This is a genomic window from Jeotgalicoccus sp. ATCC 8456, assembly GCF_016313225.1.
Classification (GTDB): Bacteria; Bacillota; Bacilli; order Staphylococcales; family Salinicoccaceae; genus Jeotgalicoccus; species Jeotgalicoccus marinus.
In genome coordinates this window covers 562,602-587,528 of sequence record NZ_CP066224.1, presented here as the reverse complement: position 1 = coordinate 587,528, position 24,927 = coordinate 562,602, and the positions used below count along the sequence as shown (strand labels likewise).

21 protein-coding genes are annotated in these 24,927 nt (G+C 38.2%); 14 read left to right on the top strand and 7 right to left on the bottom strand.

The annotated features are described in order from the left end of the window. Window positions 1-54: 54 nt before the first annotated feature. Window positions 55-1,281, bottom strand: coding sequence for a pyridoxal-phosphate-dependent aminotransferase family protein (locus JEM45_RS03125; protein WP_198687750.1), 1,227 nt, complete (start codon window positions 1,279-1,281; stop codon window positions 55-57). Between the two features lie 159 nt (window positions 1,282-1,440). On the opposite strand from JEM45_RS03125, the gene JEM45_RS10995 reads away from it, so the two are divergent. The 3 genes from JEM45_RS10995 to JEM45_RS03115 all read left to right on the top strand — a co-directional run bounded on the left by JEM45_RS10995 (window position 1,441) and on the right by JEM45_RS03115 (window position 4,714). Continuing rightward, entirely contained in the window at window positions 1,441-1,698 is a 258-nt protein-coding gene (locus JEM45_RS10995; protein ID WP_370545393.1) for a hypothetical protein, read from the top strand. A 16-nt stretch (window positions 1,699-1,714) separates the two neighbouring features. Further along, a complete protein-coding gene (locus JEM45_RS03120) occupies window positions 1,715-2,716 on the top strand; it encodes an MFS transporter (RefSeq protein WP_370545392.1) in 1,002 nt (333 codons plus the stop codon). Between the two features lie 507 nt (window positions 2,717-3,223). Then, window positions 3,224-4,714, top strand: coding sequence for an SLC13 family permease (locus JEM45_RS03115; protein WP_370545413.1), 1,491 nt, complete (start codon window positions 3,224-3,226; stop codon window positions 4,712-4,714). A gap of 56 nt (window positions 4,715-4,770) precedes the next feature. Here the strand turns inward: JEM45_RS03115 and JEM45_RS03110 are convergent, their stop codons facing one another. Further along, window positions 4,771-6,015, bottom strand: coding sequence for an MFS transporter (locus JEM45_RS03110; protein WP_198687749.1), 1,245 nt, complete (start codon window positions 6,013-6,015; stop codon window positions 4,771-4,773). A gap of 3 nt (window positions 6,016-6,018) precedes the next feature. Continuing rightward, window positions 6,019-7,629 (bottom strand): PucR family transcriptional regulator, encoded by a 1,611-nt coding sequence (locus JEM45_RS03105; protein ID WP_198687748.1) that lies wholly within the window; start codon window positions 7,627-7,629, stop codon window positions 6,019-6,021. Between the two features lie 235 nt (window positions 7,630-7,864). Here JEM45_RS03105 and allB point away from each other — a divergent pair, with 235 nt between their 5' ends. Further along, window positions 7,865-9,232 (top strand): allantoinase AllB, encoded by a 1,368-nt coding sequence (allB, locus tag JEM45_RS03100; protein WP_026866548.1) that lies wholly within the window; start codon window positions 7,865-7,867, stop codon window positions 9,230-9,232. A 34-nt stretch (window positions 9,233-9,266) separates the two neighbouring features. Here allB and JEM45_RS03095 read toward each other — a convergent pair whose 3' ends face one another. Beyond that, the gene (locus tag JEM45_RS03095) at window positions 9,267-10,088 is read right to left on the bottom strand and encodes an alpha/beta hydrolase (RefSeq protein ID WP_198687747.1); all 822 of its coding nucleotides are present in this window, start codon (window positions 10,086-10,088) and stop codon (window positions 9,267-9,269) included. Between the two features lie 164 nt (window positions 10,089-10,252). On the opposite strand from JEM45_RS03095, the gene allC reads away from it, so the two are divergent. Genes allC through arcC form a run of 8 tightly spaced genes read left to right on the top strand, consistent with a single transcriptional unit; the run spans window position 10,253 to window position 19,179 of the window. Beyond that, the gene (gene allC / locus JEM45_RS03090) at window positions 10,253-11,476 is read left to right on the top strand and encodes an allantoate deiminase (RefSeq protein WP_198687746.1); all 1,224 of its coding nucleotides are present in this window, start codon (window positions 10,253-10,255) and stop codon (window positions 11,474-11,476) included. Window positions 11,477-11,515: 39 nt separating this feature from the next. Beyond that, complete coding sequence (gene allE, locus JEM45_RS03085) at window positions 11,516-12,307, top strand: (S)-ureidoglycine aminohydrolase (protein WP_026866545.1); 792 nt, start codon at window positions 11,516-11,518, stop codon at window positions 12,305-12,307. Window positions 12,308-12,337: 30 nt separating this feature from the next. After that, window positions 12,338-13,369, top strand: coding sequence for an ureidoglycolate dehydrogenase (gene allD / locus JEM45_RS03080; protein ID WP_026866544.1), 1,032 nt, complete (start codon window positions 12,338-12,340; stop codon window positions 13,367-13,369). Window positions 13,370-13,386: 17 nt separating this feature from the next. Next, on the top strand, window positions 13,387-14,436 hold the full coding sequence (gene allD / locus JEM45_RS03075; RefSeq protein ID WP_166626574.1) for an ureidoglycolate dehydrogenase: 1,050 nt from the start codon (window positions 13,387-13,389) through the stop codon (window positions 14,434-14,436). Window positions 14,437-14,455: 19 nt separating this feature from the next. Further along, window positions 14,456-16,207 carry an acyl-CoA synthetase FdrA gene (gene fdrA / locus JEM45_RS03070; protein ID WP_198687745.1) on the top strand — a complete coding sequence of 584 codons (1,752 nt, stop codon included), beginning with the start codon at window positions 14,456-14,458 and terminating at the stop codon, window positions 16,205-16,207. Beyond that, complete coding sequence (locus JEM45_RS03065; protein ID WP_198687744.1) at window positions 16,207-17,472, top strand: YlbE family protein; 1,266 nt, start codon at window positions 16,207-16,209, stop codon at window positions 17,470-17,472. Before fdrA ends, JEM45_RS03065 begins: the two co-directional genes overlap by 1 nt. Beyond that, on the top strand, window positions 17,472-18,236 hold the full coding sequence (locus JEM45_RS03060; RefSeq protein WP_198687743.1) for an oxamate carbamoyltransferase subunit AllH family protein: 765 nt from the start codon (window positions 17,472-17,474) through the stop codon (window positions 18,234-18,236). Before JEM45_RS03065 ends, JEM45_RS03060 begins: the two co-directional genes overlap by 1 nt. A 4-nt stretch (window positions 18,237-18,240) precedes the next feature. Further along, entirely contained in the window at window positions 18,241-19,179 is a 939-nt protein-coding gene (arcC, locus tag JEM45_RS03055; protein ID WP_166626578.1) for a carbamate kinase, read from the top strand. 194 nt (window positions 19,180-19,373) lie between these two features. Here arcC and JEM45_RS03050 read toward each other — a convergent pair whose 3' ends face one another. Both JEM45_RS03050 and JEM45_RS03045 read right to left on the bottom strand, forming a co-directional pair. Further along, a complete protein-coding gene (locus JEM45_RS03050; RefSeq protein WP_198687742.1) occupies window positions 19,374-20,450 on the bottom strand; it encodes a YkvI family membrane protein in 1,077 nt (358 codons plus the stop codon). A 141-nt stretch (window positions 20,451-20,591) separates the two neighbouring features. After that, window positions 20,592-21,689 (bottom strand): YkvI family membrane protein, encoded by a 1,098-nt coding sequence (locus JEM45_RS03045; protein ID WP_198687741.1) that lies wholly within the window; start codon window positions 21,687-21,689, stop codon window positions 20,592-20,594. 145 nt (window positions 21,690-21,834) lie between these two features. Between JEM45_RS03045 and JEM45_RS03040 the strand changes: the two genes are divergently transcribed. After that, complete coding sequence (locus tag JEM45_RS03040; protein WP_198687740.1) at window positions 21,835-23,295, top strand: protein adenylyltransferase SelO; 1,461 nt, start codon at window positions 21,835-21,837, stop codon at window positions 23,293-23,295. Window positions 23,296-23,323: 28 nt separating this feature from the next. Next, on the top strand, window positions 23,324-23,944 hold the full coding sequence (locus JEM45_RS03035) for a DedA family protein (protein WP_198687739.1): 621 nt from the start codon (window positions 23,324-23,326) through the stop codon (window positions 23,942-23,944). 38 nt (window positions 23,945-23,982) lie between these two features. Here the strand turns inward: JEM45_RS03035 and JEM45_RS03030 are convergent, their stop codons facing one another. Continuing rightward, on the bottom strand, window positions 23,983-24,864 hold the full coding sequence (locus tag JEM45_RS03030; protein WP_198687738.1) for a ketopantoate reductase C-terminal domain-containing protein: 882 nt from the start codon (window positions 24,862-24,864) through the stop codon (window positions 23,983-23,985). Window positions 24,865-24,927 lie beyond the last annotated feature (63 nt).

Genomic DNA, 24,927 nt, shown 5'->3' with positions numbered 1-24,927 from the left:
GTTATGAGTTATGGACAAACTATTAAATATAACTTATATGCTTGTATCTAGATCTTACAGCTCATTGTTATCGTAAAAATCGATTAAGGCTTTTAGGCCAGCTGAAGCATCTATATTTTTAACACTTTTACTTTCAAGGAATACACCGAAAGCTGAAATGAAGTTTAAAAGATTTTGTTTTTCAGCAACATATCCCATCGTACCAATACGCCAAATTTTACCTGCAACTGCACCAAATGTTCCTGCAATTTCAATTCCGAAACGTTCGAGTAACTCATTACGGAAGGCAGCATCCTCAACACCTTCTGGAATGTTTACACAAACAACCATCTGCATTTCGTGTTCTTGATCACCGAATATTTCAAGTCCCATAGCAGTCACTGCTTGTTTCATTGCTTCATGGTGATAGGAATGGCGCTTCGCCCTTTGTTCTACACCTTCGGCAAGTGCAAGTTTTAATCCTTCATATAAACCGTAAACATTAACAGTGGCTTCAGTGTGATGGTTAAGGCGTCGATTAGACCAATAACCTTCCAGTTGCGTTAAGTCTAAGTAGTTACTTGTAATAAAACTTGATCGATTTTCTTCATCCGATTCTGTACGGATCCCTTTTTCAACACGCTGACGTTTATTTATTTCTTCACTAAATCTATCATTGTAAGTAATAGGGGTAATACCTGAAGGTACAGACAAGCATTTTTGTGAGCCACCGATAACAGCATCAAGTTGCCATTCATCAACAGGAATATCTTGACCCATATAAGTCGCAACAGCATCCACAACAGTAAAGGCACCACGTTCTTTAGAAGCCTTACCTAATTGATCAATCGGTTGTGAGCGACCAGATGATGTTTCACCATGTATTAATGCTAAAACTTTAGGCTCCAACTTATCCATTTCGTTAATGATATCTTCTTGCGGAATGACTTCTCCCATAGGTGCTTCAATTGTGTGAACTTCACCGCCAGCACGTTCAACGAGTTCGATTAGTAAGTTACCAAAACGGCCGATAACAGGTATTAGAACCTTATCGCCTGGTTCTACAATAGATGAAATCACTGCTTCTATACCTGCACGACTCGTACCATCAATGGGGTATGACCATTTATTATCTGTTTTAAATGAGTCACGAATTAAATCCATCGTTTCATTCATGATATTTGTAAATTCGGGATCGAATTGGCCAAGTATGGAGTTGCTCATTGCTTGTGAAACACGAGGGTCAACTGCAACAGGTCCTGGGGTCATGATTAATCTTCTGTTTATTTTTAAACTTGACATATTCTATCATCCTTTTTAATTTTTATTTCTATATAATATAACCGTTATCATGAGATAGCAAACAATAAATCTAAAATTGTGATAAATTGAACATAATATAATAGTGAATTTATACATATTGTATAATGTTTTGATTGAGGAGAAACAGAATAATTATGAGTGATAAAAGAAGTATTAAAGAAAAGAGGGAAAATATTCGAGAACAAACAGCTTTCAAACAATTACTGGATTAAAATTGTTATCGTGTTTACGCTCGGTTGGGTCGCAATTTATGCAACACGTACAATTTTAAACCCGATCATGACAAACATCCAAAGTGAGTTTGCAATTACGACTGCACAACTAGGTTTAATTTCAAGTTTATTCTTCCTAGGTTATACAGCTACACAGATCCCATCAGGGGTTTTTAGGGGATAAATTCGGGCGTAAGAAAATGATCATCCCAGCATTTATCGGTTTTGGTATTTTAGCAATTTTATCTGGACAAATGTTCACATTCTACATGTTCTTAACAATGTGGTTTATGACAGGGATGTTCCAAGGGGTATTCTACGGACCACAATATGGTCTATCTTCAGAGGCAATACCTCAAAAGCGTTTAACAATCGGTTCATCAATCATTAACTCAGGTATGGCGCTTGGTATGACAGCAGGTTACTGGATTTCTAGTATTACAGTTCAAGAGATGGACCTATCTTGGAGAACACCATTCTGGATTATGGGTGTTATCGTTATCATCATCGGTATTATTATGTGGATTGTTGTAAAAGAACATCCTCCAGGTTATCAAGCACCAAATGAAACTGCAGGCGAACAAGAGAAACTGAAAGTTTCAGAGCTATTTAAAAATAAAAACTTACTTCTAGCATTTATTACTATATTCTGTTCTATCTACGGTTTCTTCGTAATTTTAACTTGGTTACCATATTACCTTGAAACAGCAAGAGGAATTTCAGGAACTAGCGTCGCATTTGTATCTTCATTAGTACCTTGGGCATCTATACCTGGTATGCTCCTATTTGGTTGGATATCAGATAAGCTCGGTAAACAAAGACCAGTACTACTTGTGATGGTCCCGTTAGCATTTATCTCAACAATTTCTATAGTATTGTTTGATCAAATGTGGGTACTCTATTTTGCTCTAATCTTATATGGCATCGTCGGTAAATTACCAACTAACCCAGTACTGATTGCAGTAGTGGCAAACAACGCACCAGGTGTCGGACTAGCAACATCTTTTGGTATTTATAACTTTATCGGAATGTCAGCCTCAATATTGGCACCGTACATTACTGGCTTCATTACAGATGTAACTGGTAACTTAGATATGGGATTCTATTTAGCAGGTGGATTACTTCTGATCGCAGTCATAGCAGTATTCTTCATCGATGAATCAGGCTATAAAAGAGTCGTAGATATAGAGAAAGTTAACTAATGTATAGAGAAAAACTGATGCACTGAAACCTTACGGTTTCAGTGCTCTTTTGTTTGGTAGGATGGGAGAGTTGTTATTTGCTGGTGTATTTGGGTTGGGTGATTTCAATGGAATGGGATTGCTCCGCTTCGAAATAAAAACGAAGCTGATGAATGGTACGAGCTCCGCTTAGAAATAGAAATGAAGCACACCTACTCAAATCAACATCCAACCAAAACTCGCATAAGGACCATTTAAAATGGATATTTATTACATATAAGCGCTTACAATGAATATATGATAAGTTAAACTTATTGTTATCATTAAATATTCTATAGATTAATCAGAATATTTGTGATAGATTATTAATGTGTTTTATTTAAGGAGGGGGTATTTGTGAGCGAGTTTAAAGATAAAAATATCGTTCAGAAAAGTTATGATAACTTATGGAGTGAATCCAAAAGAACAAAATCATTACTGAAGTTTTTTAGTGCAAAAGATTTAAGGGACGCGGCAACAGGCGCACCGGTGCCTGAGCCTAATGCAACATCATATACTAAGGTCCAGCTGATTGGACTTCTGCTCGGACCATTATTATTTGTATTAACTCTGTTGTTTTTACAAACTGAAGGCTTAGATCAGAATGGAATTTTCGTCGTTGCAGCGGCTTTATGGATTGCAACTTGGTGGGTAACGGAAGCAATTCCGATACCAGCTACATCTTTACTACCATTAGTATTATTCCCGATGGGAGGAATAATGACGAATCAGGATACGGCAAGTTTTTATGGGGATGACATTGTATTCTTATTCTTAGGTGGTTTCTTATTAGCAGTTGCAATGGAGAAGTGGAATTTACATACACGTATCGCGCTTTCTATTATTAAAGCAATCGGTACGACAACAGCGACAATTCTTTTAGGCTTTATGATTTCTACAGCGCTGTTATCAATGTTTGTATCGAATACTGCAGCAGTTATGATTATGATTCCTATAGGACTCGCAATTATTAAAGAGGCACACTCTTTATCTACTCCGAGTGTTCAAGAGGATGTTAAAATCTTTGAGAAATCTTTAGTACTTGCGATCGGTTATGCGGGTACGATTGGTGGACTCGGTACTTTAATTGGAACACCGCCACTCATTATATTAGCTGGTCAGATGAAGCAAATCTTTGATGTTGAGATGAACTTTGCCCAGTGGATGCTAGTCGGGGTGCCTGTTGTTATTGTTTTACTGGCTCTAGCATGGGCATACATGAACTTCTTCCAGTTCAAACATGGTATGAATCAATTGCCTGGTGGGAGAAAAATTATTGTTGATGAGCTAGATAAGTTAGGGAAGATCACAAAGGAAGAAAAATGGGTACTTGCAGTATTTATTTTAGCTGCATCACTTTGGGTCCTTAGAGGCTTCTTCTTTGATCAGTTTGCATTCACAGAGCTATTAGGTGATGGCTCAATTGCAATGCTCGCTGCAGTCTTACTATTCATCATCCCTTCTAAGAGACAAAATGGTCGTGTACTCGACTGGGGTGTTGCAAAAGATCTACCATGGGGTGTTCTATTACTCTTCGGTGGTGGTTTAGCGCTTGCTGGTTCAATTGTTGAAACTGGTGTCGACCAATGGATCGGTGAAATGCTTTCAGGTGTAGGCGGTATGCCATTGATCTTAATGATTGCAATCGTTGCACTACTTATTTTGTTCTTGACAGAATTCACATCAAACACAGCAACAGCTACGATGATTCTACCAGTTCTAGCTGGTCTAGCTATTGCTTTAGACGTTCACCCATTAGCATTAATGGTACCTGCAGCTATGGCTGCAAACTGTGCCTTTATGTTACCGGTTGGAACACCGCCAAACGCGATTGTCTTTGGTACAGGTAAGGTAACAATTGGTGAGATGATGAAAGCAGGATTCGGTTTAAACATTATTGCTGCACTTATGATTATTATCGTCGTTTACCTTTGGGTACCGGTTGTTTACGGTATTGACTTACTTGCATTTCCATTTTAAATAAATAAATAAGCACTCAAGAAATTTAATTCTTGAGTGCTTATTTTTATATTGTCTTATGCGTGTTGTGAATTTTTGCCATCTCTTAGGTAGATTACTAAGAAGAAAAGCAGTGCTGCAACTAATAGTAAAACAGTTCCAATATAGAAACCAATAATTTGTGAACTTGTAGTATCACCAATGAAACCAGTTAACCATGGTGCGACAACTGATGATGCCATACCGAAGAAGTTAAACAAGCCAAGTGCTTTAGCTGTTTTGTGTTCTGGTACAGAATCTGAAACATAAGTAATTAATACAGGGTCGATTGCTAGTTTACCAAATAGTCCGTAAAGGATTAATGCGATGTACAGAATCCATGGTGATGGATAGTACACTGTCAATCCAATCATGACTGTAGAAATGATTAATAGGGCTAAGATATATTTCAAACGATCTTGCTGTCTTCTGTCTAGAATACGAGCGAAAATTAAAGCGCCCGGAATACCTGCGATAGCAACAAGTGCTGAAACATAACCAACGTCTGATTGTGCGAATCCTTTTTCTGCTACTAGGAATGAAGGTAACCAAGTTACAATCATGTAGTAACCGTAACAAACAGCGAAGTATACGAAGTAAATTGTTAGGTGTTTACTTGAGAATAATGACACACCATCATCTTCTTTAACAACATTTTTTGTATCTGTTGTTGTTTTTGCAGTTTGATCTTCCATAGCTGCAGGTTGCTTATCACTCTTGATGTTGATGTAAAATACAAATGTTACACCTAAGATGATAAGTGCAGTACCGTAAAGCATCCAGTTCCACTCAACGTTCAAGCCACCAACAAGCACTGATGAACCGATTAGACCGATCACCATACCGACAGCAGAACCAGAGTTGATTACGACGGCATTAGCAAAAGCTTTCTTTTCTTTAGGTACATGCTTAGCAGACAAGCTATAAGCCGAACCGTAGTAAGAACCTGTTGCTAGACCTGCAATCAATGAACCGATATATACTTGCGGTAAAGTTGTTGAAGTACCAAGTACAACTGCACCAACCGCGAAACCAATAAATGCTGGAATTAAGACTGTTTTTTGACCGAACTTGTCGACCAAGGCACCTGCAGGAATCTGCATACCTGTATACGCAAAGAAGTAAACAGAAGCAATTAAACCGATTTCTGCATTCGATGCATTACCTAGTGCATCTTGGATTTGTGGGTAAATTGGAGTCAAGATTGTTCTATATATCCAAATTGCTACCCAACCAAAGACTAAGGCAACTATAATTTTCTTATAATTATTGGATGTGAACAAGTTTTAAGCATCTTGGATATGTTGGGAAATGAACAATGCCAACCTAATATTTAATGAATGAACAGGATCCATGACATTCACTCTTAACATTTCTTCACATTTATTTATACGATATTTAACAGTATTTCGGTGTACGAAAATTTCATTTGAAGTCTTCGTAATATCACACTGATTATTCATGTATATTTGTAGGGTCTTCTTAAGTTCCTTATCCTTGGTGTTTGTTGGAAAAGCGAGGTCCCCTAAAGTATTCACTACAAATGGCCTGACCTTATCTGGGCTGATCAGTTGTAACAGTTCCTCAAAATTTCTCGGACGATAAACTTCCAAGAACTCTTTGTCACCGCGATTATGACTAATATCATAGGTCTCTTCTGCCTCGACGAATGATGAATGGATTTGGGTGAAGTCGGACACTTCATTTCCTATACCAAACGATAAGGATTCCCTAAAGAATTTCTTATATTCTTTTTGAAGATGGCGACAGTATGCCTGGTAATATTCATGACGTTCTTGTAACAAGATCGCAAAGCGATTGGAGTCACCAAAACCGAATATACTGATATTTGGGTCGAGTGAGACGAGCGCGTTTTGTAGCCATTCAAAAGTGAGTTGATAACGTTCATTTACATATTCTGAGTTTTCTATTTCATCGGTTTTATCGATTCCGCAAATCATGACTTGGTAGTATGACGAATCGATTAAATGATAACGTTCAAAAAATTCTGGATGAGAATTTAAATTAATAGGCGTACCATCTGTTGAATTGATAATAGAGCTAAACAGTAAGTTCACATCCTCTTGTTCTGTCGCTCTAATTTTAGAATCCTTATAAATTGCAAACGACAAGGTATTGATCGCTTGTTCAATTGCCAAATGGCTAAACGGATAAGATATCTTATCCAAATTAGAAACGATTAAATAGTAAGGGAAATACGTGAAGGCAGGCACTTTAAATACTGCAGTTTTCGTATTGAAGTCATTGGTGAAGTCTTCTTGGTTATTCAAATAGACATCATTAAAATATCGTATGCTTTCTTTATATAATTTCTGGTCGTTTTTAAAATTATTACTCATTACATCTACCTTGTAAAAAGGGTTAATTAATATAATCGGCAATCTTAAAAACTGACTGAGTTGGTTGACCATACGCTCAACACTAAACTCCTTGATTAACATTGAGTTCATGCGTTGTTGTACTTCTAAGGCATAATACAATTTTTCAGTTTCATCTTGTGAAATATATGTCGCGATACTATGAGTAGCTTGACCGAGTTTCCAGTTGTTTGGAATTTCAATTAATGGGAAACCGAGATTATTTGCGTAGTCGATTACGCTCTTATCAATCTCATGAATGAAGCGTGATAATTTAATTCCCAGTGCAGCAACAGGTACATCGTTTAAATCTCTAATGAATTTAATCAGTCCATCTGGGTCATTCTTAAAAGTCATTGCTGTCGTTAAGAGGATTGTGTGCTCCGTAGTGTAATCTTTGACATCTGGAGTCTCTGTTATATCGACATTGGTGACGGTTCTCTCGAGATCCGCTTTATGATTAATTACTTTAAAATTACTAAAGCGCTCCAAAGATAAAATTTCCTTAATTGTTACCATCTATTAATCACCTGTATTTTAAAAATAGGTTTTTGTACAAAATGCACAAAAATAAATTATTAACATTATAATTTAGACAATTTATATTTCTCCACTTAATAGTACACTAATAACAAAATAAACGTAAATATATTTGACTAATAGTATGTTTTAGAGCGTGCAACATGGGTATTGCCTAAAGTATGCTATTATCTTGTTTTGCGTTATTATACACCTAGTGTAGGAGGACTTAAAAATGGCTTATGATTTAGTAATTAAGAATGGTTTGGTTATACTTCCTGGCGGTGAACAAGAAGTTGATATCGCTGTTACTGATGGAAAAATCGCTCAAATTGGTACTGATATTGAAATAGGTGACGCTCGCGTTGTTGATGCTAAAGGTTTAGTTGTTTCCCCAGGTATGATTGATGCACATGTTCATATTAGTGAACCAGGTGGAGGCATTCGTGACCACTGGGAAGGCTATGATACAGGTACGCGTGCAGCAGCAAAAGGTGGGGTAACATCATTTATCGAAATGCCTTTAAACCAGATTCCAGCTACAGTCGATCACGATTCAATTCAAGAAAAATTCAAAGCCGGTGACGATAAGTTATCAGTTGATGTATATAGTTATGGCGGTCTAGTACCTTTTAATTTAGACGGCGGCATTCAAGAATTGGATGAAGACGGTGTAGTTGCTTATAAGGCATTTGTTGCAACAGCTGGTGACCGTTCAATCGAAGGAGACTTTATGAATGTTGATGACTACTCTTTATATGAAGGTATGCGTCAGATTGCTAAGACAGGTAAAATTTTATCAATCCATGCTGAAAATGGTCCAATAACAGATAAACTTGGTCAATTAGCACAAGAACGTGGTGAAAAATCACTAGCAGCTTATGTGGATACAAGACCTGTATTTACTGAAGTTGAACCGATTCAAAAGATTATTTTATTTGCTAAAGAAACAGGTTGTCGTGTGCATATCGTACATGTTGCCAATGCTGAAGCAATTGATTTAATCAATGAAGCTGCAAATGAAGGTGTAGATATTACATGTGAAACATGTACGCATTACCTATACTTCTATAAAGAAGAACTTGATGACATCGGACCAGTGGTTAAATGTTCACCACCAATCCGTGAAAAATCACGTTTAGAAGGTATGTGGGAACGCGTCTTTGACGGTAAAGTGATGTTCGTTACGAGTGACCACTCTCCATGTACACCAGATCTTAAAGATACAGATGATGCCTTTAAAGCTTGGGGTGGAATTTCCGGTATCCAAAATAATGTCGATCTTTTATTTGATGAAGCTGTACAAAAACGTGGTATGTCATTGACGCAGTTTGCAGATATCATTGCATCAAATGTCGCAGACCGTTTTGAGCTCAAAGGAAAAGGACGTATTGAAGTCGGTTACGACGCAGATTTCGTATTAATTAAAGGTGATTCACCTTATACTGTAGAAAAAGAAGCATTAGAATATCGCAATAAGATCAGTCCTTATATTGGACGTGAAATTGGTGCGCAAGTTGCCGGTACTATTTTACGTGGTGAAGAAATTTATTCACTAGATCAAGGTGTAAGTAATCTTAAAATTGGACAATTCTATAAATAAATAAAAAGTCAGGGAGGTGCCTCCCTGACTTTTCTTATGTATGCTGGTCATTCATAAAAGTAACTGCTGTTTCATAGAGTTTGATATTGTTTTCATTGACTGTTTGATCAAAATTGTGAGTATTTGTATCGACCTCAACAAATTTTACAACTGGTGCATTTTTATTTAACTTTCGACTGAAGAAAACAGGTACATCAGGATCTCCCTTCCCATGGGCGACAAAGATAGGTGGCAATGCTTTTATATCCTCATTGGTTAATCGGTATTTATCGTTCTCTAAATCGATGCCAAGGGTTTTTGCCCATTCACCAATATGCCTATAGTAAAGATATAAAAGATATCTTGGATCTGGATTTTCTTTGACGGTCACATAGTCACGTATGTTTGGTGTGACAATATCTTCAGTCAGCATTGAAGCTAGGTGCTTTTGATCGTGTGGTAGGTAATTGAAGTCACTATGACTGAAATTAAAGTAACCGTAAAAATTGATGATGCCTTCAATATTAAAATCGCGTGCCATCATTAAGCTTAAGTAACCACCGGCAGAGCGTCCCATAATATATATTTTTTCGTGTTTCAAAGTTGTAGCGAAGTGATATATGTCTTGTAAATCGATGAAAATATCATCGATAGTAGATTCAGGTGCGAGACGATAGTCGGCACAAAGGACTTCGAAGCGTTTACGTAGTATTTCAATATACTCATTAGGGAGGTCTGTGCGTTCACCAAAAACTAAACCACCACCATGTAAGTAGATTAAAGTACCTAAAACATCTCGGCTATTTACAGCAGTACTTTTGTAATAATCGCCTAAAAGCGTATATGAGTCAGCAATCTTAATTGTTACAGTTTCCATAAGCATGTCTCCTTTACATTAATCATTATACAGACTAAGCAATTTTAGTGTATTTGTCTAAAGTGAATAATTTGAATAGACATGATTGTTGAAACTGTCAATGCTAGTTGATGGTACTAATTTTATAATTGTAATTGAAAAATAATGAGTGGAGTGGATTTATAATGGACATTCTTGAAACTTTTGAAAAACTGGACAAACAGTTTACAAGTTATGGCGGTTTAGACCCTCGTGGAATTACACGCCTACTTTATTCAGAAGAATGGCGCAAAGCAGTTGACGCTTTGAAAGAAATCTTTGAAGAAAACGGACTAGAAGTATCAAGTGATGCTGTAGGTAACGTTTCAGGGCGACTAATTGGTTCAGAAAAGCCTGAAGAAACAATTATGTCAGGATCACACATCGATACTGTTGTAGAAGGTGGACACCTTGATGGACAGTTCGGTATTTTAAGTGCATTAATTGCAACACTTTACTTGAAAGAAAAATATGGTCAACCAAAACGTACATTAGAAGTACTATCTATTGCAGAAGAAGAAGGTTCTCGCTTCCCATACACATTCTGGGGTGTTAAAAACTTCTTCAACCTTCAAAACAATGATGACGTAAAAGACATCACTGATGGTGAAGGTGTTAAATTCGTTGATGCAATGAGAGAATCTGGTTTTGACTTTAGAACAGATGATAAGGTTCGTGATGACATCAAGGCCTTTATCGAAGTGCACATTGAACAAGGTCAAATCCTTGAAAAAGAAGAGAAGAAAATCGGTGTTGTTACAGGTATCGTTGGTCAAAAACGTTACACTATCAACCTAAAAGGTGAAGCAAACCATGCGGGAACAACACCTATGGGTTACCGTAAAGATACGGTTGTAGCCTTTACTGAAATCGCACAAGCGCTTGTACAAAAAGCACAAGAGATTGGTGATCCACTTGTTGTAACATTCGGAAGTGTTAAACCAGTTCCTGGTGTTGTTAACGTTGTACCTGGTGAGGTTGAATTCTCAGTTGATACACGTCACATCGATGAAGCGGAATTAAACGATTTTGCGAAAACTGTTGAAGACACAATCAACGAAGTTGCTGACAAGTACGGTATGACTGCGGACATCAACTTATGGATGGAACAATCTCCAGCCTTGATGGATGAAAGTATTGTCAACATGATTCAAGAATCTGCAGACAAAGTTGTCGGTGATTCATATAAAGTAATGCCATCTGGTGCAGGACATGATGCTCAAATATTCTCTAATTACATGCCAACAGGTATGGTGTTCGTACCATCAATCGGTGGGATTTCACACAACGTTGAAGAAGAAACAAAAATCGAAGATTTAGTTAACGGTATTGAAGTACTTGCTGAGACACTTTATAAATTAGCTTATTAATATAAATAGACTTAATTTAAGAGAAAGGGAGATATATAAATGGGTTACTTAAACCATCAACAAGGATATAGAGAAGGCTTATTAGAAACACGTTCAATCGTTAAGAAGGATGATTTTGCAGTATTAACTCCAGACGGACTCGTTAATAACGTTGTTCCTGGGTTTGAAGATTGCGATATGTCAATCTTAGGTTCACCAAGAATGGGTGCACGTTTTGTTGACTACCTAGTTACAGTTAAAAACAATGGTGGTAACAAACAAGGATTCGGCGGAGAAGGTATTCAAACTTTCTTATATGTTGTTTACGGAAACGTGACTGCAACTGCAGATGGACAATCTTATAATCTTTCACAGGGTGGATACATCTATGTGCCACCACACTTAGAACTTACATTTGAAAACAACAACAACGGTGAAGATAGCCGCCTCTTCCTTTACAAGAAGCGCTATCAAGAAGCTAAAGGTGTAGGTAAACCTGAAGTTGTGACAGGTAATGTTAACGATATCGAACAAAAAGCTTACGAAGGTATGGATGAAGTACTTGTACAAGACCTTTTACCAGCAGATATTGCTTATGACATGAACTTCCACATCTTATCATTCAAACCAGGTGCGTCACATGGTTATGTTGAAACACACGTACAAGAACACGGTGCTTATATCTTAAGTGGTCGCGGCATGTACAACCTTGATAACAACTGGATGCCAGTTGATAAAGGTGATTATATCTTCATGGGTGCTTATGCATTACAAGCAACTTATGCAGTCGGCCTAGATGAGCCATTTGCTTACATCTATTCTAAAGATGCAAACAGAGACGTTGAACTATAAAACATTCATATAGAGATAGGAGGTTATGGCATGTCAGAAGAATTAGTCATTTCTAATTCAGAAGAACTGCGTGAACTATTTAAAGCCAAATTTGTCCTTAATGGTATGCCTGAAACATTTGCAGATCGTGCTGCAGATGTTCTGGTTTGGGCAGATGCACGCGGTATTCATTCACACGGCTCAGTTCGTATGCAGTACTACTCAGAGCGCTGTGCAAAAGGTGGTTTTAACCTAGAGCCAGAGCTTAAATTTGAAAAAACTGGTACGTCAACTGGTGTTTACCACGGTGATAACTCTGTCGGTCATTACGTCGCTTTTGAAGCGATGGAAGAAGCAATCAAACTTGCTAAGGAATCTGGTATTGGTGCAGTTGGTGTAAGTGAAATGAGTCACTCTGGTGCGATTGGTTACTTCGTACAACATGCTGCAGAACAAGGCATGGTTGCTCTATCAATGTGTCAATCAGATCCAATGGTTGTACCATTTGGTGGCTCGGATCCTTACTTTGGTACAAACCCAATTGCTTTCGCTGCACCAAGAAAAGATGGACAGTCTCCAATCGTTTTCGACATGGCGACAACCGTTCAAGCTTGGGGTAAAATCCTCGATGCAAGAAGTAAGAATAAGGATATTCCAGATACTTGGGCAGTCGATAAAGACGGTAACCCAACGACGGACCCTTACGCAGTAAACGCACTCTTACCAGTTGCTGGACCTAAAGGTTACGGCTTGATGATGATGGTTGATATCTTATCAGGTAGTCTGATGGGATTAAATCACGGTAAACATGTAACAAGTATGTACAAAGACTTAAGTGAATATCGTCGTCTAGGACAGTTCCATTTAGTCATCAACCCTGATTTCTTCTCAACTAGAGAAGCAATGGAAGAGAAGATGGAAACGATGATTGAAGAGTTACATGCTAACAAACCTGCAACAGGTTTCGATCAAGTGTACTACCCAGGTGAGTTAATGGAAGTTACAAAGGCTGAGTACGAAAAATCAGGTATTCCAATTCCTAAAGACATCATGGAATTCTTAAAATCAAATACACCATACTAAAAGGTGGGATGTAAGAAATGCGTGTTTCAAAAGATGAACTATTTCAACTCATGAAAACTAAATTAGCTAAAGCTGGTCTTACAGAAGAGGCTGCGGATGCTGTCAGCGATGTACTTACTTTCGCTGACCACCGCGGTATCCACTCTCACGGTGCGGTACGTGTAGAATACTACGCTGAACGTATCGCTAAGGGCGGCATAACTAATAACCCAGAATTTAAATTTGAAAAAACAGGACCATCAACTGCATTACTTGACGGAGATAATGGTGTCGGTCACCAAGTTGCTAAACTTGGCATGGACAAAGCCATTGAAATGGCTAAAGAGAATGGTGTAGCTGTCGTTGGAATGACGAACATTTCACACTCAGGTGCACTCGGCTATTTCGTTGAAAAAGCAGCAGAACAAGATATGGTTGCTTTATCAATGTGTCAGTCGGATCCTATGGTTGTACCATTTGGCGGTACTGAACCTTACTTTGGTACAAATCCAATCGCTTTTGCAGCACCGACAAATGATGAACGAATCATCACTTTTGATATGGCGACTACTGTACAGGCATGGGGTAAAGTTTTAGATGCCCGTTCTAAAGGGCAGGATATTCCAGATACTTGGGCAGTAAATGCTAAAGGTGAACCAACAACAAACTCTCGTGATGTTCATGCATTAGTTCCAGTTGCTGGACCTAAAGGTTATGGACTGATGATGATGGTTGATATTCTTTCTGGTTCCTTACTTGGATTGCCGCACGGTGTGCATGTCTCAAGTATGTACAAGGACTTGACTGCTGGTCGTCAATTAGGGCAGCTACATATTGTCATTAATCCGGCGTACTTCACAGATGTGACAGCTTTCAAAAAACAATTATCTACAATGCTAGATGAACTAAAAGAGCAGTCACCTGCACCAGGATTCTCTGAAGTTAACTTCCCAGGAGAACGCGGAAAACAACGTGCCGAAAAATATGATGAAGATGGCATTGAAATTGTTGATGATATATATGATTATCTCGTGAGTGACAACATTCACTTTGATCGTTATCACGGTAAAAATAGATTTGCAGAATAAATATTAATGGAGGTTTATGATGTTATATACAATTATTAAGGGAAACACTTATCAAGATTCCATCGTGCTTATGCTTTTAAGTCAAAAACTTAGTGCTATGGAAGGTGTCAACAAAGCATCAGTAATGATGGGGACACCTGCTAACAAAGACATTTTCAAAGGATCTGGTTTAGGTACACCTGAATTAAAAGATGCAAGTGCAAATGACATTGTTATTGTTATCGATACTGACGATGAGTCTAAAGTTGATGAAGTTGACCAAGCAGTTGAAACTGAACTTGCTGGTGGTAGCGGTTCTGACGACAGTCAAAAATCTTCAGAAGCTCATAACTGGAAACGTGCTTTAGAACTTGCAAACAATCCTAACCTTGCATTAATTTCCATCCCTGGTACATACGCTGCGATGGAAGCAGAAAATGCTTTACGTAACGGTCTTCACGTATTCATGTTCTCAGATAACGTACCTAAAGAAGACGAAGTTCGTCTTAAAGAACTCGCTCATGAAAAAGGTCTTTTTGTAATGGGTCCTGACTGTGGTACTGGTATTATCCATAGCGTGCCATTAGCATTTACAAACACTGTTGCACAAGGTGACATTGGTGTTGTTGGTGCATCTGGTACAGGTATCCAAGAAGTAACAACAATCGTTGACCGTATGGGCAAAGGTGTCACAAATGCGATCGGTACTGGTGGACGTGACCTTTCAACAGAAGTTGGTGCGATTACTATGCTAGATAGCATTAAAGCTCTTAACCAAGACCCTAAAGTTAAGGTCATTACTGTAATTTCTAAGCCACCAGCTAAAGAAGTACAAGAAAAAGTTGAGAGCGTATTACGTTCAATCGACAAACCAGTTGTTGCTCTATTCTTAGGTGCGAAACCAGAATATCAAGAGGATGCAATTTATCATGCTTATACACTTGAAGAAGCGGCAGTTGCGTCTGTACAACTTTCAAATGGTGAAACAGTTGACTTCAAACCATCTACAATTGAAGGCTTATCTGTAGACTTTGATGCGAACCAAAAAGGAATCAAAGCATACTACTCAGGTGGTACGCTAGCAAGTGAAGCGGCAATGATGATTAGACATTCACTTGGTGAAGAAGAAGTTAAAGATGAAGGATTCACTTATAAATCTACTTCACACGAGGTGATTGACCTAGGTGATGATATGTACACTCAAGGTAAACCTCACCCAATGATCGACCCTGAAAAACGTATTGAAAAATTAGAAACATCTGCTGACAGTGAAGATACAGCTGTTATTATGTTAGACAACGTTATTGGTTATGGTTCTCATGCTGACATGGCTTCTGAACTTGCTCCGACTATTAAACGTATCACTGACAAAGCTAAATCAGAAGAGCGTTCACTTGTAGTACTTGCAACTGTTGTAGGTACTGACAAAGATGCTCAAGGTTACGATAAACAACGTCAAATCTTAGAAGAAGCTGGTGCAGTTCTTTGTGATACTAACGACCAAATGGTTCGTACTGCTATTGAACTTGTTGGTGGTAAAGTTGAACAGCCAATACTTGAAACTAAGAACTTTGACAAAGGTTCAGAAGACTTATCAGTAGATGAAAAAATGATGAGCCTAATTTCAAACAACCCAAGCGTAATCAACATCGGTCTGAAAAGCTTTACAGAAGCTGTTGAAAACAGTGGAGCAGAAGTTGTTCAATTCAACTGGCGCCCAGTTGCTGGTGGAGATGAGAAGCTTATGAAAGTACTTCAATTCTTAAACAATTATGAAGGAGAGAATGTATAATGGCTTACCAAAATATCGAAGAAGCAAATAAAGCAGTCGTTCAAAAAATGATTGGTGCAGCACCTTTCTTAACTGATGTTGTGCCTGCACACACGGTAATCCCAGAATTAAAAGAACACGTTCTTTTACACGCTGGACCACCAATCAAGTATGAAAACATGACTGATCCTATGCAAGGTTCTTGTGTCGGTGCAATCCTTTTTGAAGGATGGGCAAAAGACGAAGCAGGTGCACGTGAATTATTAGAAAATGACAAAATCACTTTCATTCCGTGTCACCATGTAAACGCTGTTGGTCCAATGGGTGGTATCACTTCAATGAACATGCCACTTGTAGTCGTTGTAAACAAAGAACACGGTAACGAAGCATACTGCACAATGAACGAAGGTATCGGTGCGGTACTACGCTTCGGTGCGTTCAACGACCAAGTTATCAACCGTTTACACTGGATGAAAGATGTCCTAGCTCCAGTTTTATCTGAAGCACTTAAAACTATGGACGAAGGACTTAACGTTAACGTTCTAGTTGCTAAAGCAATTGCAATGGGTGACGAATTCCACCAAAGAAACATTGCAGCTTCATTAGCATTCTTAAAAGAAGTTGCACCAGCAATTACATCATTAGAAGATGTATCTCTAGAAGACAGAGAAGCAGTTATGCAGTTCTTAGCTGATACTGATCAATTCTTCTTAAACATTGCGATGGCTACGGGTAAAGCAATGACAGATGCTGCACGTACAATCGAACACGGAACAATCGTTACAGCAATGTGCCGTAACGGTGAAAACTTCGGTATACGTATCGCTGGTATGGGTGACGAGTGGTTCACTGCGCCAGTAAACACACCACAAGGTCTATACTTCACTGGTTACTCAGCTGAAGATGCAAACACAGATATCGGTGACTCAGCAATTACTGAAACAATCGGTGTTGGTGGTATGTCAATGATCGCTGCTCCAGCAGTTACACGTTTCGTCGGTTCAGGTGGTTTCAATGACGCACTTGAAACTTCAAACAACATGGCTGAGATCACTCAACAAGAAAACCCTAACTTCATCATTCCTACTTGGGACTTCAAAGGTGCACCAACCGGAATCGATGCACGTAAAGTTGTTGAAAGTGGAATCCTTCCTGTAATCAACACAGGTATTGCACACAAAGTTGCTGGTTTTGGACAAATTGGTGCGGGTACAGTAAACCCTCCAATCGAATGTTTCGAAAAAGCAATCACAGCTTATGCCAAGAAATTAGGTTTTGAAGCTTAATGATATACCAAGCAAGTGCGGTCGGATCGATCGCACTTGACTTATTAAATCAGAACAATCACATGCGTGTGCATAGTATTTTCAACAATGGTTTTAATATTGTTAATGAATCTAACGATTTAATTTTCGTTGGAACGACTAAAAATGGATACTTTCCATTCGGTGTCACAATCGATAAAAACACCATGCATTATGCTAAGGAATTTCTGTCTGTTGGTCATATAGTCAAAGTGAGCCGACGTGGTATTGACTATAAAGATTTTATGATTATGTTGAATCAGGCAGACTTAGTTAAATATGACAAGGTTGAAACCGGATACACTACTGCTATAAAAAATGTAGTGAATGACTTTAATTTTGAAAAATTTAATGATAGTGATTTTTATCCTGAAAAAATGAGTGAGATATTAGACGCTCTAGCTGATGAAAACTCAGACTTCCCCCTTAAATATTTAGTGGGGAGAGGATCTGGCTTAACACCATCTGGTGATGATATGATTACAGGTATATTATATGTGGATGCACTAGATCCCTTTATCAGTGAAGTGCATAAAAATTCCTTAGCTTCATATCTATCGGAGACGGTAACGACTATAGTCAGTGAAAATTTTATTAAGCTCGCTCTAAAAGGTATATTTTCTTCGAAAATTACCGAACTTGGTGAGAACCCGAGTAAAAAAGCCGTTGAGGCGTTATTGGCTTTAGGATCTTCTTCTGGCCATGACACACTCTACGGAATTTATATGACATTAAATAGGAGATGAAATAATGGGTAAAAAAGTAGTTTTAGCTTTAGGTGGTAACGCCATCTTACAACCAAAACAAGAAGCAACATTTGAAAACCAATACCAAAACGTAATTAATGCGGCAAACCGTATGGTTGAAATTTCAGAAGCAGGTCACAAAATCGTAGTCACTCACGGTAACGGACCACAAGTCGGAAACATCATCGCTCAAAACGAAGCGGCAAAAGAAGAAATTCCTGCAATGCCAATCTTCGTTAACAACGCTGAATCTCAAGGTATGATCGGTTATATGATGGAATCAGCATTGAAAAACCGTTTAATCCAAGGTGGAGACAATACAAACGTTGTGACTCTACTGACTATGGTAGAAGTAGACAAAGATGATCCAGCATTTGAAAACCCAACAAAACCAGTAGGTGTATTCTTCGACGAAGAAGAAGCTAAACGCTTAACAGAAGAAAAAGGTTACCAAATGGCAGAAGATGCTGGACGCGGATTCCGTCGTGTTGTACCTTCACCAGAACCTAAAGTCATCCATGGTGTGGACGAAATTAAATCTCTTATTGAAACATCAATCGTCGTATCATCAGGCGGTGGCGGTATTCCAATCTACCGTGACGAAAAAGGTCAAATCAACGGTGTTGAAGCCGTAATCGATAAAGACCGTTCTGGTTTAAAACTTTCAGAACAAACTGATGCTGACGTATTCATGATGCTTACAGACGTACCAAACGTCTACATCAACTTCGGCAAAGAAAACGAACAAAAACTAGAAGAAATCACAGTTGCAGAAGCAGAACAATACGTTGCAGAAGGACAATTCCCTGCCGGTTCAATGCTTCCTAAAATTGAAGCAGCTATTGCCTTCGCTAAACACGAAGGTAAAGAAGGTATCATCTGCTCACTAGATGAAGCTGTCCTTGCCCTAGAAGGTAAAGCAGGTACAAGAATTAAACTATAATATTATTAGTTGATTGCCAACGACCGCTTGGTCGTTGGCTTTTTTGTGTAGGTATATGGCTGGTGTTGAGGTGGTGGCTTAATGTATGGCTGTAGCTCCGCTTCGAAATAAAAACGAAGCGGAGCATCGTTCACCCCCCAAAAAACACAACAAAAAACCGACCCAAGAAGGGTCGGTGCCAAGACACAAAATCATTAGAGTAGTTTTTTCTTGGTAATTTTGTTGATAATCCAACGAATCAATAGGCCGAGTGATATAGCAAGGCCGATGTAGCCGAGTATTGGGTAAACGATGTTGACGAGCTCGACGAAACCGACTTTAGAAATTAAGAAGGCTCCAATGAGTGACACAACTAGGAGCATTTTGTACTTGCCTGAGTAGGGCTCGGTGAATCTTGAAAGGAACGGGTACATTAAACCTACGACTGAATTAAATATCAACAGTATGATTATGATGGAGTATACTGTTCCTAACCAGGGTGCCATATTTTCTGCCATTAACATTGCTGGTAATGGGACTTCATTGGCATCTGGCATAATGGAGAGTACACCAACATTAACGAGTACCATTAATAAGAGGGTGATCAGACCGCCATAGATTGCCCCACGTCTTGCGATAGCGTGTTTGGCAGCACCAGCGCCCATAATCGATAAAAAGCTAAACGCGACTGCGAAAGCTAAACCAGCGTATGTGATTGAATCGAACCACCAAAATTTTGACGGTGCACGTGTTGGATCAACATAATTATTAACTTCAGAATAAGGTACTGTTGGATTTAAAATATTATAGGTTGTAATAATAACGACAGCGATGATCAATAGGGGCGTAATACCTCCGATTATATTGACGATCTTGTCGAAATTAAGAAGTAAGGTTCCTGCAGTTATGACGATCAATATTAAGACTCCGATATCAGGTGAGATACCAAATGCTTGATTAAAGGTAGCACCACTACCGGCAATCATTACGACTGCAATTCCATATAAAAAGAAGACTAAAGTGTAGTCGATAATTAATCCCAATCGCCTACCGAATAAAGCTTTAACTGGCCCTTCATGTGACTCTGCATCGAGTCTATAGCCAAGTTTTGCAGCCTGACGGCTGACAAACATTAATATAAATGCAGCCATGATGATACTGACAATACTGATCAATCCATGGCTGGCGAAGAATTGCAAAACTTCTTGTCCTGTTGAAAATCCGGCACCGACAACGATACCGGCATAGGCGAATCCAATTCGCCATGACGCTCTGTTCTTTCCGTTTGACATTCTCACAACTCCTATTATCTTGTTTACATAACTAATATAAACAACTAAGCGACTAATAAACATAGTATAGTTGTAAAAATACATATATATATAAATATCACTCTATAGTTTACGAATATACAAACTATAGAGTGATTTATATTAGTCTTCATCTGAGATTTTTTCAGCTAAATGATAAGCTTTACGTTTTAAGAAGATCCATCTTACAGTTAACATAAGTCCAATGGTCAATCCAACGTAACCAAACAATGGATAGATGATATTAACAAGTTCTACGAATCCCACATATGTCGCTAGATAACCAATTACTAACGATGATATCAAGAGTATCTTATATTTCCCAGATTGTGGTTTAGTAAAACGGCTTAAGAATGGATATAAGAAACCGACTACTGAGTTAAAGATTAGTAAGATAATAATAATAGAATATGCTGTACCGATCCACGGTGATAGATTATTCGCCATCTGCATTGTCGGTAAGGAAACATCATATGCTGCTGGCATAATAGATAATATACCAAAATTAATCAAGAGCATAATGAAAGTGATTAAGAGTCCACCGTATATTGCGCCGCGTCTTACGATGGATTGACGTGCACTTTCTGAACCCATTATGGATAAAAAACTGAAGGCTGTCGCTAGTGTAAAGCCTGAATAAGTTATTGCATCAAACCACCAGCTACCTGTTGGTGTGTGGCTAGTATCATTATATTGATTCACTTCAGAAAAAGGCACCATAGGGTTAAATATATTGTAGATTGCAATAATAAATAAAGCGATGACTAATACAGGAGTAATAGAACCGATAATTGAGATAATCTTATCGAAATCCATTAGTAAGGTGACGAAGGCAACAATAATTAAGAAAATCGCACCCACTTGCGGGTTGAGGCCAAAACCTTCATTGAAAGTTGCACCACTACCTGCAATCATTACAACGGCTAAACCATAGAGAAAGAATGCAAGGATGATGTCTACGACCTTACCAAGTTTGACACCAAATAAGGTGTTAAGCGGTAGGACGTGTGATTCAGCATTTGTAGAATAACCAAGTTTTGCTGCTTGACGTCCAATAAACATTACAATGAGTCCTGTTAGTATGACGCCGATAATACTAATTAAGCCATAGCTTGAAAAAAACTGAAGTACTTCTTGGCCAGTTGCAAAACCAGCACCAACAACGATACCAGTATAGGCAAAAGCATACTTCCAAGACGCTCTTCTTAATCCGTTTGACATGATTCCAACTCCAATATAATTTAAAATGTTACTATATTATTACACATATATTATAACAAAATTCAATTATCCGTAGCTGAATTTTACAAAAATAAAATCATTTTATAGTATACTTGTCTACTATAGAAATATTAGGAGGTTTCCTATGTATAAAGGCTTGAACTTTAGCAATGACTACAAAAAATTACCACGTACCTTTTGGGCACCTTATGAACCTGAAGAATGTGAAGCGCCTAAAATGATCTTATTTAATAAACACCTTGCCAAGCTATTAAAGCTTGAGGATGAGGCTTTAAGTGATGATGCAGAATTTTTCTCTGGCAACCATCTACCTGATGAAACAACACCGATTGCTCAAAGTTACATGGGCCATCAATTTGGTGTACTGAATATGTTGGGTGACGGCAGAAACGTCCTCTTAGGTGAGCATAATACACCTGAAGATGAAAAAATGGATATTGTTCTAAAGGGATCTGGGGCGACCAAGTTCTCTAGGAATGGGGACGGACGTGCACCCGTCGATTCAATGCTAAGAGAATATATCATCAGTGAATACATGGCGAATGTTGGTGTTTCAACAACGCGTGCACTTGCCGTCGTTGAAACAGGAGAATATTTACAACGTCAGTCCATCGTTAAAAGCGGAATTTTGACTCGGGTCGCAGAATCTCATTTAAGGGTCGGAACTTTTGAGTTTGCATACCATCAGTCTAGAGATAAGTTGACGACTTTAATTGATTTTGCCATTGATCGTCATTACCCATATTTAAAAGATATTGAAGCACCTAAACGCTACGAGTTGTTCTACGATCATGTCATAAGAAAACAAGCGGAACTCGTAGCAGAATGGCAAGCGCTCGGCTTTATTCATGGTGTGATGAACACTGACAATATGTCGATAGCAGGTGAGACTTTAGATTACGGTCCCTGTGCCTTTTTAGACACTTATGATCCAGATACCTATTTCTCATCTATTGATACAAACGGTCGCTATCGTTATAAAAACCAACCTTCAATTGCTCAGTGGAATTTAAGTAAGCTCGGGGAATCTTTAATTCCGGTATTAGCAGATGAACAAGAAGAAGCGGTTAAGCTTGCACAAAATGCCTTAAATCATTTCCCACAGTACTACAATAGAAAGTATATTTCTTTAATGGGTGAGAAGTTAGGGATTTTGGATATGAACCATGAGGATGTTTATGATCAGAGTCTAATCAATGATTTTCTAGAGCTTATGTTTAAACATAAGGCAGATTATACTCGAACGTTTCGTGATTTTTATCTTACAAATTATCATCTTTTACCTATGTTTGATGATAGTGACTTTATTTTATGGTTTGAAAAATATCAGGCTAGAAAGAAAAGTCAAACTGCTAAGCAAGATGAGATCGAGCTAGTAATGAATAAAAGAAACCCGAGTATGGTACCTAGAAATCACATCGTTCAAGAAGCATTAGATCAAGCAATAGAAGGACATTACGGTGAGGTTAAGCAATTGCTTAAGGCAGTGTCTAAACCTTATAATGATAAAATCGGGGGCAAATATACAGATGCACCTGGTGATGATGATATCGATCCGAACTTTAAAACATATTGCGGGACATGATTAAATAAAGAATGAGGACATTAAATAAATGCAGAGTATTTTAGAAGATTTAATTAATCAGTTTGGCTATTTTGCGATTGTCTTTTTGATTGCACTAGAGAATATTTTTCCACCAATCCCATCAGAAGTCATCCTGACTTTTGGTGGCTTTATGACAGCGCATACCGAAATGTCGATTTTTGGCGTCATCATCGCCTCGACTGTGGGTTCAGTTGGTGGGGCTATTGTCCTTTACTATCTAGGGAGTATCCTCGGCAAAGACCGAATGAAGCGTATTGTCCTAAGATATGGTAAGTGGCTACGTGTGACAGAAAATGACATTGAAAAATCTTATAATTGGTTCGGTAAGTATGGTGGTTGGACTGTATTTTTCTGTCGCTTCGTTCCACTGATAAGAAGCCTCATTTCCATTCCTGCAGGGATGAGTAAAATGTCTATGCCACTTTTTCTAGTTTTGACAACAGTTGGGACGCTGATTTGGAATACCGTTCTTGTATATCTCGGTGCTTCAGTAGGTGAAAACTGGGAGGACATCGTTAGCGTAATGGATGTGTATTCAAATATCGCATATGTCATTATAGCTGTAGCAGGTATCGCCTTCTTAATCTGGTTCTTTTATTATAGACCGAAGAAAAAAGCGAGAAGTTAAATAGAGTACACTTGGTTTGACATAGCCAAGTGTACTTTTTAATTGTCCCTAATTTCATAAGCTTTTAGTAACAATGTTACAGTATCTAAAATAGGTGTATGGATTGAACAATTTCCCTTTAGAGTCATTAAAAATCCTTGAATATATTGAAATTCAGTTGGCTTGTCTTGGATGACATCGTAATACATACTCGTGCCCATATGAGCTGGATAGCCTAAATACATATTCATTGCCGTGTCGATAAAATTCTCATCAATGGTGACACCATCCGGATTACAATTGTTAACAATATCGATTGCTTCATTTAAGAGTTGTCTTGTAAACATAACGACAGACTGGTCTTTAAATATACGAGCAGTGTTTTGACTGAGTGCAGTGACAGTGTTAACGCCTGTATTGACAATGAGTTTTTCATATCTTATTCGCTTAAAGTCTTCAGTCTTTACTATTTGAAGTTCGACTGAAGGATTCTCCTGCATCTGTTCAATGAGTGTATCAAGCGCTTTATATTGTTTATTTTCAATAAGCAACTTTTTATTTAAGAAGTGTTCGATGTAATCTTCTTTTTGTTGGCCGCTAATATACACAACAGCTGGAACACCATGTGAAAACATATTGTCATAACCCATACCATTCAAGGCGAACACAATCTCAGTATCCTCATGCATGAGCGTCGGGATTTTATCTTGTAAATCTTTTAAGGCGGGGGTCTTTGAGGCAATAAATATTAAATCGAATTTGTCGTCGACTGTGTCAATATCATAAACTGGTATCTTGTGATACTGCACGGTTTCACCAGTTTTTATAGTTAAGCCATCACGGTTAGATCTTGCCATTAGTTTTAATTCGACATCTAGATTTGATAGCTCAGTTGCGATGATAGCTCCGACAGCGCCAGCACCGATTATACCTATTTTCATACGGTCACTCCGTTCTTTGTTTCCGGTGATTATGTGGTAAAATTAAGTATAACTAATTTCAGA